This is a genomic window from Phycisphaerales bacterium (assembly GCA_016716475.1).
In the GTDB taxonomy this organism is placed as follows: domain Bacteria; phylum Planctomycetota; class Phycisphaerae; order UBA1845; family Fen-1342; genus JADJWG01.
In genome coordinates, this window is sequence record JADJWG010000001.1 from 488,411 (window position 1) to 501,652 (window position 13,242).

At 64.4% G+C, this 13,242-nt stretch carries 11 protein-coding genes and 1 pseudogene; 2 read left to right on the forward strand and 10 right to left on the reverse strand.

Annotated features, from left to right (window positions below; translation table 11 throughout):
• The first annotated feature begins 156 nt into the window (after positions 1 to 156).
• A complete protein-coding gene (locus IPM18_02085) occupies positions 157 to 3,015 on the forward strand; it encodes an insulinase family protein (GenBank protein MBK9118378.1) in 2,859 nt (952 codons plus the stop codon).
• A gap of 130 nt (positions 3,016 to 3,145) precedes the next feature.
• Here IPM18_02085 and IPM18_02090 read toward each other — a convergent pair whose 3' ends face one another.
• From IPM18_02090 to IPM18_02105, 4 genes are all read right to left on the reverse strand, one after another.
• Positions 3,146 to 3,631 (reverse strand): DUF1579 domain-containing protein, encoded by a 486-nt coding sequence (locus IPM18_02090; GenBank protein ID MBK9118379.1) that lies wholly within the window; start codon positions 3,629 to 3,631, stop codon positions 3,146 to 3,148.
• 94 nt (positions 3,632 to 3,725) lie between these two features.
• Positions 3,726 to 4,187 (reverse strand): SRPBCC domain-containing protein, encoded by a 462-nt coding sequence (locus IPM18_02095; protein MBK9118380.1) that lies wholly within the window; start codon positions 4,185 to 4,187, stop codon positions 3,726 to 3,728.
• A gap of 31 nt (positions 4,188 to 4,218) precedes the next feature.
• Positions 4,219 to 4,560 (reverse strand): winged helix-turn-helix transcriptional regulator, encoded by a 342-nt coding sequence (locus IPM18_02100; protein MBK9118381.1) that lies wholly within the window; start codon positions 4,558 to 4,560, stop codon positions 4,219 to 4,221.
• 190 nt (positions 4,561 to 4,750) lie between these two features.
• Positions 4,751 to 6,430: a sigma-70 family RNA polymerase sigma factor gene (locus IPM18_02105; protein MBK9118382.1), complete on the reverse strand. Its 1,680-nt coding sequence runs from the start codon at positions 6,428 to 6,430 to the stop codon at positions 4,751 to 4,753.
• 477 nt (positions 6,431 to 6,907) lie between these two features.
• Here IPM18_02105 and IPM18_02110 point away from each other — a divergent pair, with 477 nt between their 5' ends.
• The gene (locus tag IPM18_02110; GenBank protein MBK9118383.1) at positions 6,908 to 9,235 is read left to right on the forward strand and encodes a CotH kinase family protein; all 2,328 of its coding nucleotides are present in this window, start codon (positions 6,908 to 6,910) and stop codon (positions 9,233 to 9,235) included.
• 25 nt (positions 9,236 to 9,260) lie between these two features.
• Here the strand turns inward: IPM18_02110 and IPM18_02115 are convergent, their stop codons facing one another.
• From IPM18_02115 to IPM18_02140, 6 genes and pseudogenes are all read right to left on the reverse strand, one after another.
• Positions 9,261 to 10,055: a hypothetical protein gene (locus IPM18_02115; protein ID MBK9118384.1), complete on the reverse strand. Its 795-nt coding sequence runs from the start codon at positions 10,053 to 10,055 to the stop codon at positions 9,261 to 9,263.
• 492 nt (positions 10,056 to 10,547) lie between these two features.
• Entirely contained in the window at positions 10,548 to 10,832 is a 285-nt protein-coding gene (locus IPM18_02120) for an HNH endonuclease (GenBank protein ID MBK9118385.1), read from the reverse strand.
• Positions 10,829 to 11,638, reverse strand: a complete 810-nt coding sequence (locus IPM18_02125) for a hypothetical protein (protein MBK9118386.1) — start codon at positions 11,636 to 11,638, stop codon at positions 10,829 to 10,831. Before IPM18_02125 ends, IPM18_02120 begins: the two co-directional genes overlap by 4 nt.
• 35 nt (positions 11,639 to 11,673) lie before the next feature.
• Positions 11,674 to 12,279, reverse strand: coding sequence for a hypothetical protein (locus IPM18_02130; GenBank protein ID MBK9118387.1), 606 nt, complete (start codon positions 12,277 to 12,279; stop codon positions 11,674 to 11,676).
• A 29-nt stretch (positions 12,280 to 12,308) separates the two neighbouring features.
• A pseudogene (locus IPM18_02135) lies at positions 12,309 to 12,755 on the reverse strand (hypothetical protein).
• 31 nt (positions 12,756 to 12,786) lie between these two features.
• The gene (locus tag IPM18_02140) at positions 12,787 to 13,167 is read right to left on the reverse strand and encodes a hypothetical protein (GenBank protein ID MBK9118388.1); all 381 of its coding nucleotides are present in this window, start codon (positions 13,165 to 13,167) and stop codon (positions 12,787 to 12,789) included.
• Positions 13,168 to 13,242: the final 75 nt, after the last annotated feature.

Genomic DNA, 13,242 nt, shown 5'->3' on the forward strand with positions numbered 1-13,242 from the left:
TGTCGCATCTTGTACACGACCCCGGGGCGACCGTGAAGGCATGAGTATACTCCGCGCCCGGATGGGAGACAGGGAGTCCGACCGAGACGTCTCGGTCCTCCTGCGCGGCACCATTCATCCCCGCAGCTTCTCCCCTGCAGCAGGAACAGCGCTTCCATGAAGACCCGCCTAATTCGTCCGCTCGTCTGGCTGGCCACGCTGGCCATCGCCATGCCCCTATTCGCCGCCGACCCGCTTCCCAGCGACGCCCGGATTCTTTCCGGCAAGCTGGCGAACGGTGTCACCTGGAAGTATCGCAAGCACGATAACCCACCTGGTCGCATGGCCCTGATGATGCATGTGGCCTCCGGCTCCCTGAACGAGACCGAGGAGCAACGCGGCCTGGCACACTTCCTTGAGCACATGGCCTTCAACGGCTCCGAACACTTTGCACCGGGCGAACTCGTGCCATATTTCGAGCGCATCGGGATGCAGTTCGGGCCCGACCTCAACGCCTTCACCGGCTTCGATCAGACGGCCTACATGCTGTTCCTGCCGGATGCCACCGAACCGCAGGTGGCGGACGCTCTGAAAGTCCTCAGCGATTACGCCTTCCGCCTGCTGCTGCTGCCGGCGGAGATCGACCGCGAGCGCGGCGTCGTGCTTTCCGAGTTGCGGGCCGGCATGAGTGCCCAGCAGCGCATCCGTGATGAGTTCATCGAGCGGGTCTTTGCCGGTTCACACCTCAGCCAGCGCCTGCCGATCGGCAAACGGGAAGTCATCGAGAATGCGGACCGCGACCGTTTCGAGGCGTACTACCGCACGTGGTACCGGCCACAGAACATCACTGTCATTCTCGTGGGCGATGCCGAGCCGGAGCCCTACCTGCCGCTGCTGGAGAAGTGGTTCGGCCAATACGAGGCGACCGTCGCGGCGGCAGATCAGGCGCGCCCCGGCTTGCGGCCCTTCGAGACGGAGCGGGCCTTCATCATCACGGACCCGGAGCACGCCCAGGGCAATGTTGACCTGTATGCCTTGCACCCGGGTCGTCAGCCGACCACCACAATCGCACAGGCCCGCGTCGAGCTGGTGGACCGACTGGCACTCTGGATGCTCAATCGACGCCTGTCGCAGCGCGTCCAGCGCGGCGAGGCCGCCTATCGCACCGCGCAGGTGTCCGTCGGCGATTTCCTGAACGACGCCGTGCTGGTGAGTGGCTCGGCCACGGGCGAACCGGACGCCTGGGAGAAGATGCTCGCGGAAGTCATCCTCGAGATCCGCCGTGCCCGCGAGCACGGCTTCCTGCCCGGTGAATTCGACCTTTGTCAGCGGGAAGTACTCTCCGGCGCCGAAGATGCCGTCCGCAAGGAACCGACGCAGAACGCCCGCGGCCTGCTGTTCCGCATCCTGGCCGGTGTGAACACGCGTGAGCCGGTGCTCTCCGCCGAGCAGGAGCTGGACGTACTCCAGAAGCTCTTGCCCACGATCACGCTCGCGGAGCTCAACGCCGCCTTCGCGGCGCATTACTCCCCCCAGGCCTTCGCGTACGTGGTCACATTGCCGGAGAAAGACGGGATCAAGCTGCCGGCGGAGGACGAGGTGCTCGCCGCGGCGCGCGCGGCCTTCGCGCGGAGCACGGTGCAGATTGCGGATGTCGCCGCGGCGGACAGTCTGCTTGCCCAACCGCCGGTGCCCGGCAAGGTTACCGAGACCACCCGCGACGAGGACTTGCAGATCGTCAGCGGCTGGCTCTCCAACGGCGTCCGCTTCCACTACCGCTTCATGGACTACAAGAAAGATCTCGTGCTCGTCAGCTTCGCGCTGGCCGGCGGTCAGATCGAGGAGACGTCCGCAAACGCCGGCATTACGCTGTTCGCGTCGCGGCTCTTCGCCCAACCCGCCACCGACCGGCTTGATTCGTCCGCGCTCCAGGATCTGATGACCGGTCGCAACATCGCCATCGGCGCCGCCCCGGCCAACGACCACCTGCGGGTCACCCTCCGCGGCTCACCACAGGATCTCGAGTTCGGTCTCCAGCTTGCCCATGCTCTGCTCATCAGCGGTAAGCTCGAGCAGAGTGCCTATGACAACACGCGCCAACAGATCTTGCAGCAGTTCGCCATGGCGCGCCGTATGCCGCAGTTCGTCGCTCTTGAAACGTTCGTCAAGGCGGTGAGCGGCGGCGACCCGCGCCGCATCCTGCTACCTGCGGTCGAGCAGGTGGAAGCGCTGACGCTGGAAGCGGCGCAGCAATGGTTCCACCGCATCGCCCGCTCTGCACCCCTGGAAGTCACGATCGTCGGCGAAGTGCCCCTTGAAACGGTCCTCCCGCTGCTCGAAACCTACGTGGCATCCCTCGGCGAAAGGCCGCGAACGGCCGAACACCTCGAGCCCCTGCGCACCCTGCGCGACCGTGGGCCGGGACCACTCGTACGGCACGTACGCGTCGACACCATTACCCCGCAGGGCTTCGCGCTGACGGGCTTCGTCGCGGCCGACGCGCAAAACATCGCGGATGTCCGTGCTCTCAACCTTGCACAAAACACGCTCGACAGTCGGCTGATCAAGCGCGTGCGGGAGGAATTGGCGCTGGTCTACTCGATCAGCGCATCCCACAGCCCCGACCCGGTCTACCACGATGCCGGCTCTTTCCTCAGCGGGGCACCGTGCGACCCCGCCAAGACCGATGAGGTCGTGGCCGAGGTCGAGAAGATCTTCACCGCTTTTGCGGCTGACGGTCCGAGCGCCGAGGAGCTCGCCACGGCCCTGCGACAGACGCTGAATTCGCTCGACCAGCAACTCAAGGAACCGAGCTTCTGGTTCGACCGCCTGAGCGCGTTCGATCTGCACAAAGGGCGACTCGAGGACCTGAAGAACATCCCCGCCGCCTACGAGGCCATCACCGCGGAGCAGGTGCGCGACACCTTCCGCAAGTACTACACGTCAGCGCGGCAGTTCCGCGTCACGGCCGTACCCGAAACAGCCGCAACTCCGGCGGAGCCAAAGGCCGAGTTGGAACCGGCCCCCGCCGACTGACGCCAAAGGCAAGAGTAGACCGGTCGGCGCGCCGCGGCCCCCGTCGGGGGGGGGTGGCGCGAGGGAGCGGTTGTACGCCCGGGGGGCGCGGCCGGCGCCGGAGCCCTCCCGGTTCACCCTGCTCCCGAAGTCAGCTTGAGCTTCTCCGGTACTCCGCGCGTACGAACTCCTGCCACTGGCCGTCCGCGCCCTGCATCTCCGACCGCAGCATCCGGACGTCAGCGCTCTTGAACTCGTAGATGTCCCGGTATTTCGCGGTCTTGCCCTCGTCCACGCAATTCGGCCCTTCCGCCTCCAGCGTCAGTACCGTGCCGGACTCGTCCAGGCGCCCTTCGTAGACGTACATGCTGGCCATCATCGACCCAACCCATGAGCCGACGAACCGCTCCTTCTGAGGGTCGTACCCGACGGTCAGCAGCGCCGTCCCCACGCCCCCGCCCGGCATGGTGCCGCGACCCTCCGCGACGATCCACAGCCCACCGACCGACCGTACGCTCTCCCGCCCGGTGAACTTTGCACGCGGCTGATCCGGCCCCATGAACGCCTCCCCCTCGTAACTCCACGCTCCCACGAACTTCTGCAACCACGCGTGTTCCTTCAGCGGTTCAACCATCATCGTGCTGTCTCCCTTCACGCAAAGATTGGTTTGCGGCTGGCCGCGCGCCGCGCCTCTGCAAACTGCCCGAAATGAAACTCCAGGCGCCTGACCCTCAGCGGCGCCCCTGTCGCTGCTCCGCGATTTCGCGAACACGCCCCAAACCGTACTCCCAACCCGTCACGACACCCTCCCGATGTTCGTCCAGAATCTGCCCCATGGCCCGGTGGACCAAGCGCAGTCGCGTCCCTTCCCCTTCAGCCGTCAGCCGGTATTGCACGTGCGAAATTGCGGGATACGACATGAACAGGGGCCCGCAGATCTCCAGCAGCCCCGGTGGCTTGATGACCTGCACGTGCCCCCAGAAGTGCCCGCGGCCAGCGCCCAGGTCGCGGTACCAGCGCCCGCCCGGCCACGGCTCGATCTTCATCGGAAACGGCTGGCCGTCGGGCATCTCGCCCGCGGGCCCCAACTCTTCCAACAGCGCTTCGAACGCAATGTCCGGCGGCGCGGCGATCTCCACTTCGCGGTGGATATGCAGCGTGCTCAACGCCGGCCCCGCGGTGTCCGTCCACATTGTCCTTCCTCCAGCCCACCCCCATCAGCCCTCAGGATTCCAATCGTTCCGCCGCCCGACGCTCAGCCCGATGTTTGACTCGATCAAGCTGTTGGCTCCAAAGCCGTTCGCAGGTCTTGACCCAGTCGTGCACCGGCTTCAGCACCTCCGCATCGAACGTGTATACACGCTGGCGTCCCGCGCGGTTCACCCGCACGAGGCCAACCTTGCGCAGCACACCCAGATGCTTCGAGACGGCCGGCTGCGGCAACCCCAGCGCGTCGACCAAGTCGCCGACCGCCCGCGCCCGCACCGCCAGCAGTGCGATGATCTCGCGCCTCCGACGCTCGGCAATCGCGTTGAAGACATCCGTCGTTGTCGCGGCCCGCGGCATACTTCTAATATAGTCCCATATGAGAATACGTCAAGGACGCAATTGGGTGCTCACCACCAGCGCGCGGCGCATGCCGTACACAGGCCCGCCATGGCTGCACCTGCCCCTCCGCTGCCCTTGGTCAGCACGCGCCCCCGGGCCACGCCCATGCGCAGGCGCGGCTTGACGAGGGCCTGGAGGTCGCACCAACCTAGGCCCCCAGCAACTGCTGCACGTCCGACTCAAACTCACCGCGCAGCTTCGTAATGGCCCGCGCTTCGAGCTGCCGGATGCGCTCCTTCGACACGCCGAACCGCTGCCCGATCTGCTCCAGCGTTTGCGGGACACCCCCACCGTCGAGGCCGTAACGTTGCCGCAGGATCACCTGCTCCCGATCGTCGAGCGCTGCCAGCATGCGCCCGACCGTGCCGCGCAGCGCCCGCAGGTGATCCGACTCCTCCTCGACCTGGGAGGCGCTCCCGAAAGTCTCGAGCATTTCGTCCCACCCGGTCTGGTACCGTTCCAGGTGCCGCCGCTGCTCCGGAATCGACCGCGCAAAGTTTTTCATCACGGCCCAAGAAGCATACGTGCTGAACTTGAAGCCGCGCGCGTAGTCAAACTTATCCACCGCCCGCATCAACGACACATTCCCATCGCTGATCAGCTCGAACATGTCGTGCTGCCCGTTCAGGTGCCGTTTCGCGATGCTGACCACCAGTCGCAGGTTGGCCTGCACGATGTCGTTCTTCAGGGCCTCGGCCTGCGCAATCAGATCCTCTATGTGGTCCAGTTCCTGCGCCGTCGCCGCCTCGGGGTCGAGCGCCGCCGAAAGCCGGGCCGCCCGGTAGCGCAGGTAATTCATCCGCCGGAAGAGCGTCTGCTCACCCGCCCGCGTCAACAAGGGGATACGGAACAGGTTCGCGAGATAGGGTGGCAGCGCCTCCGGCACGCGCCGCTCACTGCGTGACAGCGCCTGGCGCAGCGGCTCGCCCGGTTCCGTGTGTAGAATGCGCTCCTCCGCATCGGGCGCATCAAACTCGTCGCTCGGCACATACTCGATCGCCCGGGCCATCAGCTCCCGCGCCCGCATCTGCGTCACGGCTCGGTAGATCCAGCCCACCGGCCGCTCAAATCGCCGCGCGAGCCCCTCCACCGTCGCCCCGTCGCAATACGCCTCCCACACCGCGAGACGCTGGTCGTCGACCTCCACATCCAGCAGTGGACGGTTGAAGATCCCCGCCTTGGGATGGGTTTCATCGTAGTGTTTCAGAATCAGGCGAATCGTCTCGACGGCACGGCCGGTCCCGCTGGCGATCTCCCGCGCGACGGCGTTGACCGTGCGGTGCCCCGCCGCCACCAGTTCACTCGCTCGTGCAACGATCGCCTGACGCTCGTCCGGCGTAAGCTGCGAGAAGTTGCTGCCGCGACTCACCAGCCCCGTATTCTGAGAAACGAACCGCCGAACGCTGCACTCTGTGAAGAGGAGTCGCGGCCGCGGATCGCCCTGCGTGCGGAATTTCCAGCCGATCAGCCCGCGCCGCCGCCACCGGAAGATAGTCTTCGTACTGACATCAAACCGTGCGGCCAACTCGGAAACAGTGTACACCGCCCCGCGCCAGCTCTCGACCGCCAAGCCGGCATCGTCACTCAGATTCTCGGCCAGCAGCACGAGATCGCCAAGCAGTTCCTCACCCATCAGGATGACGCTGCCGTCCTTCGGGCGGTACCCGGTCAGGGCCTGGCAGACGAAATCGAATGGGTAGCCGTGGTCGTTCTCAAGGAGCGTGAGCAGGAAGTCAATGCCCAACAACTGGCGGAGCCGCAGCCGCTTGGGGCCACGCAGCAACTGCTGGGCCAGATCTGCAATGGCGGGCGAGTGGTACCGGTCCATGGACAGTCACCTCCTGGCGAAAACGAGCGCGCGGGCACAGCTTCGATCCCGCAACTCGGTCCGGCCGGCATGATGCCAGAAGGACTAGGATGAAAGTCGAGAATTTCTGCTCGACCGACCGCAGTTGCCTCGAATCATTCTCGGCGAGTGGGGTTCCGTGACCGGTTTTTTGGCGATCACGACACCGCGCTCCATCCCATATTCTTCGGCGCATCCCCTCCGACGTCAACATGTTTCCGCCCCCGGGGCCATTCCACTGTCCAAGTGGCGCCTCGTTCGTCCTATAACTGTGTTCTCCAGCTACAACCCCGTGCATGTGCAGTCAGAATTGAGTTACAAAAGCAGCCATGTGAATTGAGGCCCCCCACCCTGCAATAATTCCCTTCGGGCAACGTCTCGCGCTCTGGAAGCCCGCACGGCTCGCACGCGGGAATTCCGCAGCCCCGAACTTACCGCGAGCCCTCCGGAGGAGTTCCCGTGCCATCGTCACCGTGTTCCGCCCGCGGCCTGCTCTGGCCGCTCACGCTCTTCGTTCTGGCCGGGCCACCGTTTACCGCGGCCCAGGACCTGTACGACACCACCGTGCTACGCACGCTCAACATCACGTTTCATGATGCCAACTGGCTGTCGTTGCTGAGGCAGAACTACACATCGGAAACGGAGATACTCGCGGATCTTGAAGTGGAGGGGATCACCTACCCCAATGTGGGCGTTCGAATTCGCGGCAACACCTCGTACATCGGTCTGCCTCCGGGTTCGGAGAAGTTTTCCCTCAAGGTGCGGCTGGACGCGGTGGATGAGAATCAGAATCTGATGGGCTACTCCACGCTCAACCTCAACAACGGATTCCGCGATCCGACGTTCTGCCGCGAAGTTGTTTACAACAATTACGTGGCACAGTTCATCCCCAACCCCCGCGCCAACCATGTTCTGCTCTCACTCAATGGGCAGAACTGGGGCGTATACATCAATGTCCAGCAACCGAACAAGTCGATGCTCAGCCGGTACTTTACGGATGCCGACGGCTTGCGCATCAAGTGTGCGAACAATCCCAACGGCCCGGGACTCCGCTACAACGGGAGCTCCCCGAGTGGCTACTCCGGTTACGAGATCCAGAACGACGGCGGGCTGGAAGACCCCTGGGGCGCGCTGATCGCGGTCTGCAACGCCGTGACCAACGAGCCCTTGGCGACCTGGTCGAACATTGACACCCTCTTCGCCATCGACCCTTCCATCTGGTCGGTCGTGCTCGAGAATCTGCTGACGGACGATGACAGCTACATCAACAAGGGTGCGGATTTCATGGCGTACCGCGACCCGCTCGACGGACGCATGCACCTCCTGCAGCGCGACGCGAACGAGACCTTCACCCAAACCACCTGGACCGTGACCCGCAACTTCACGGCCCTCAATAAACCCGTGTTGAACCATGTGCTCGCGGTGCCCGAGCTGCGTCAGCGCTACATGGCCCATTATCGCACCGCGCGACGCGCTCTCCGCTGGGACTACTTCGAGCCCCAGTTCACCGCGCTGCGGAACCTGATCGCACCCGCGGTCGAAGCCGACCCCAAGAAGCTGTACTCCTACACGCTCTTCCAGAACAACTTTACCAGCACGGTGAACATGCCCTACGCCGGGCTGGCCGGTGGCAACGTCATCGGATTGCAGCAGTTCGTCAACCAGCGCGTGACCTTTCTGAACCTGAACGCGGAACTCACCGCGACCGGTCCGACGATTGATGGGGTCACACCCTCTATTGCCACGCCGGAGCCGGGTACCCAGGTGTGGGTGACGGCCCACGTTACTCCCGCCGGCAGCGCTGTGGCGAAAGTCGAGCTCTTCTATCGGCCGAATCCCGCCAGCCCGTATGCCCGCACACCGATGGTGCTTCTGGAGCCGGATACCTACACCGCCCCGCTACCCGTGGTCGGTTCGGGCGGCGAACGCATCGCGTATTACGTGGCGGCCACCGCGGCCAACGCCTACGCCTCGCTCACCTTCCTGCCCGAGCGCACCGAGTGGGACCCGCTCTATGTTGAATACACCTTCGGAGCGACCGGCGGCATGCGCATCACGGAGTGGATGTACCAGGGTGCCAGCGGCGAATTCATCGAGTTCACCAATCGCTCGAACGAGCCGGTCGACCTGACCGGTTGGAGCTTCGACGACGATCACGGCAACCCGGGCGCGTTTGACCTCAGCGCCTTTGGGCTCGTGCAACCGGGCGAATCGGTCGTGCTCACGGAGAGCCCGGCCGAGAGCTTCCGTGCCGCCTGGGGACTCGGGCCACAAGTCAAGATTGTCGGGGAACTCGGCAGCGTGAGCGGGCACAACATCGGTCGCAACGACGAACTCAACCTCTATGATGCGGACGGCGTGCTGGTCGACCGGCTCGCTTACGGCGACCAGGTCTTCCCCGGCAGCATCCGGACCCAGAACCGCAGTGGCCAGACCTGCCGGGAAGCGCTCGGCCTCAACGACGTCCACGCCTGGGAACTGTCCGCACTCGCGGATGCGTTCGGCTCTTTCGCCGCCACTACGGGTGACATCGGAACACCCGGCTCCTACCACGCACTCTCCTGCGACGGCGCGCCGGTGCCCTGCCCCGGCGACCTGAACTGTGACGGCCTGGTGAACTTCGCCGACATCTCACCGTTCATCGCCGCGCTCAAGGCCGGCAGCCCGGACCACTGGTCCTCGTCCTGCCCGTGGCTCCACGGCGACACGAATGGCGACGGCACCGTGAACTTCGCCGACCTCAGCGGTTTCATCGCGCGCATCAAGGCCGCGATGGTCTGCCCGTAACGCCGGCGTGGCCGCACCCGAACACTCACTCCAGGCCGAGTTCCGCCCGGAGCGGCGCGTATTGCCGTAACTGCTCCCAGAGCTGATCGAACGTCGGACCCGCCTGTGCCTGTGACGCGGGCGGCTCCGCACGCCGCGCTGCGCCCGGCTCCGCGGTGGTTCCCGGCGCCCCGGGCACCATCGTCAGCGCCCTCAGCAGCACGTACCGCTCCAACGACCGAAACCGCTCGGCACAGGGGTTCCCCAACGGTCGACCCGCCAGCAGCGCCCGCAACTCGTCCGTGGCCGGTGCGCACAACTTCCGGCTGAACAGCCAGCCCCTCAGGAGCGCACGTTTCTCTTCGGCGGTTCCGTCCAACAGCAGCGCCACGCCCAGCGACTCGGGCACGGAATGCAGTGCTCCCAGGTTGTGCCGCAGACGATGCGTGACGTCCGCGGCCGCGACGAGCAGGCGCGGCCCCACGAAAGCGGCCGCCGCGAGCGAGAGGGTGCGCAACTCCGCATCCGGATGGTCCAGCCCGGCGTGTAGCGGTGCGAGGTGCTGTGCTTCGCCCGACATCACAAACTGCGCCGTCGCGGGCAACACCGTGTGCCGCCAGCGGGCAGGATCGTACTCGTCGCGCAGATCCCACTCGGCACACAAAGCCGCCAGGTCCGCGCCGGCCGTGCTCCGCACCACCTCCGGCGCAAACACCGCCCACCACAGGACGAACCAGCCGCACAACTCCTCCCTGCGGCTCTTGTCCGGATCCTCACGGTGCGCCCGCAACCACGCGAGCTCCTCGGAGAGGAGCACACCGATGCGAGGCCCGGAGATCATCTGCCCGCTGAACACGGGAACCCTCACCCGCCCGGCGGGACCGCCGCCGGGGTCCGCCATACCACCAGCCCGGCCGTTCAACCGCTCGGGACGGAATTTCCCAATTCTGTGCCGCCGAGGACCGCGCCGCCAGCTTCTCTTTCTCTCGGGTAACCCACGCGACCAGCGCAACGGGCCGTGGACAGCGCTGCCGGAGTAACAGCCACGGCCGGAGCGGGTCCGTGCGTACTCTCGGAGATCCCATGGACATTACCCGGACCGCCAGGAGCGCGCCCCTTATGAGGATGGGTTCCGACACAACCCTTGGGAGTGGTGTCGTCCACAAGCGTCGGGAACGGATCCGTTTCCCAGCAAGGGTCGACACTCTGCCCGCCGCGGGCAGACACTCGACCCAAGGAGCGGCGCGCGGCGCCCCCAGGCGGGCGGTGTTTGCGATCTAGCCGCCCGCAGCCGGATGGTGGCCTGCGAAGGAACACCAACCCACGCTTCCCGCTACCGATTGCCTTTGGTCCGATTGTGGGTGGTGCAGAGCATCTGGCAGTTCTTGGCGGAGCTATCGCCGCCTTTGCTCCACGCCGAAACGTGGTCGGCGTCCATCTCGTCGAGCTTGTAGATGCGGGCCTTGTTGGCGTTGTCGCCCACCGCGCACAGCGGGCAGTTGGATTTGTTCTTGCCCTTCACCGCCTGCGTCTGCTTGTTGTACGCGACCTTCTTCGTCTTCTCGTCGAACACGCGGACAGCGGGCAGCTTCTTGGCGGTCGAACCGCCGAGGCTCATGCGCTCAATAGGAGTTGTCTTGCGAGCGCCTTGGTAACCTGCCAGAACATCGACGAATCGTTGAGTCCAAGCGTGACGCCATAGCGCAGTTCCTTCGCCGGGTGGATGAAGTTGCGATACTCTTTGAGCGTGTCTGCGGCATCTTTGGCTGACTCTGTGATCCAGTTGAGCTCATGCCCAACCTTGATGTACGAGTCAAGCATCCATTTATCGATTTCGGTCGTTTTGCCCGTAGTCTTGTCCTTTGGCACGTTCTTGGCCGATGTGAGTTGCGACTTGTCGGTCATCTTGTTCGCGCGTGCGACAAACAGCGCTTCCAGCAAGCCGCCCATCATCACGATGGCAGCGAGGTGCGCGTCCGCTTTGACGCAATTCGCGCACTCATGCCAGCGGCGGGTGAGAATGTCTCGCATCTGCTGATTTCCCGCCAAGGGCGAGAAATCCGGGGCGAGGTCGTCGGTGATGGCAACGGGAACAGACGCGGGAGCAACGAGCGCCGCAGCGCGGGCAGTGATTAGCGCCGCCTTCGCATCTTTGAGTGCCACGAGGTACGTGTTCTTCACAGCGTGTTTCGCGGTCGCGTCAAGCACGGCGGTGAACGGCTGGTCTATTGCCTTGAGGTCAACGCTTGGCGCACCGGAAGTCACCACGGGACGGTGAGTATTAAACCATGTCTGGGCGGTTGCCTTGAGCATGGCGACATCGTCAACGACGCGCACTTGCAGAGATGTAATCTTGCGCACGCGGGCGGCGGCGGCTGTGGCTTCGTTGATTGCGGCGTCAAGAGCATCGCAAACCGTTGGCATGAGCGCGAACTCCTTTCAATCACTGGAGCCGCGACTTACTTGACCTTCTTCGTTGTCTTTTTTGCCTTTCTCTGAGGTGTTTTGGCCTTGGATTTCTGTCTTGATTTGGCAGGTGCGCCGCCATTGTCTGGCAACGTTATCGCGACCAGATTTTCTCCGACTGAACTGAGCTTGTATTTTCCGTCACCTGCTGAATCGAGGTACCCGGCGTTCTTTGCGTTTGTAAGGGTCATGCTCCAGCGCTGAACTTGCGGACGCCCCGCAAGACGGGCAGCCTCCTTCATAACCTCCGCGTCTATCGTGTCCCTTCGTTCGTTGGGCTTTGCCTCAAACTGATAAAAGTAGGCGACGACCGCGGTAAACTGCTGATCGCTCTTCGGCGCCTTCGTAACAGTAAATGCTTTGATATCTGTCGAATGCGCTACTCCACCCGACGGGGTTGTCGCGGTTGTTGCAGCCGCAGACGCCGAAGATGTTGGCGGCGATACCGCCGCTGTCGGTGATTGCAACCCAAGCGTCTCAACCGCGAACTTTATCGCGAGTGTCTGATGCTCCTTTGTCATCCCGTCCAGCGCCGCCACAATCGCTTTCGCGGCGTCGAAGACGTCTTTGGTGTTGCTCGATCCGGAAGTCGTCGACATTATTTTCAGCCTTTCTTAGAAATCGGTGCCGTCACGTTGGCGGCGCCGTCGCCGTACTCGTCTTTCACGCGGTCGACGATGACGGCGATGGCCTTGGGCTTCTTGCGGTGGCCGTTGCCCCCATTTTCACCGCCGTTGTATTCGTCGAAGAGCGTCATCTGCCCGGCGAGGGGCGAGCCGTCGTAGCTGGTGCAGATGAGCCGCTTGAGGCCGAGCTTGTTGAAGTTGGCGGCGAAGTACTTGAAGAAGTTGCTCTCGAACGGGTCACGGGAGGCTTCGCCTACCCGGTCGCAGTTGCAGTAGACGACTTTGCCCTTGAACGTGTTCGGGTCGTATTCGAGGTAGGCTTCGACTTCCTTCTGGATGTCGACGTATTGGGTGTAGAACTCGTCCTGCTTGGCCGACTTGGCGGCGCTGAGGGAGCGGTTCAGTGGTTCGGTCTTCGGGTTGGGGGAGTTGCTTGCCATTCGCCGCATGAGGATTAACCCTCGGGACCAAAGTTGGCTGTCACCTCAGCGACATTCGTCGCAAGGCGTGCCGGTCGCAGTGGTAGTAGAAGCTGCCGGTCTTCTTGAGCACGCGCGCCAGCTCGACGCAGCGCGGCCGCATGGTGTCGATGTAGGCGGCGGTGCTGGCGTGGCGGTCCTCGAAGGCGCGCTTCTCCTTGGCCTCGCCCCAGAAGACCTCGTAGTTGCGGTTGGAGTTGAACGGCGGGTCGATGTACACGAGATCGACGCACGCCGCGGGCAGCTTGCGGAGCTGCTCCAGGCAGTCGCCGCAGTAGATGATGCGGGTGTCCACGAGCGCTGACGGCCGGCCGGCGGGGGCGGCGGGCGCGGGCGGCGTGTCGGCGGACGGTGCGGCGGGTTTCCCCTGCTTGCGAGCCATGCGGACAGGATGCCCCACAGACGGCGAGGCGTCAACAAAGTTTCGCCGCACCACCCTCCCCCGGCCCCTCCCTGC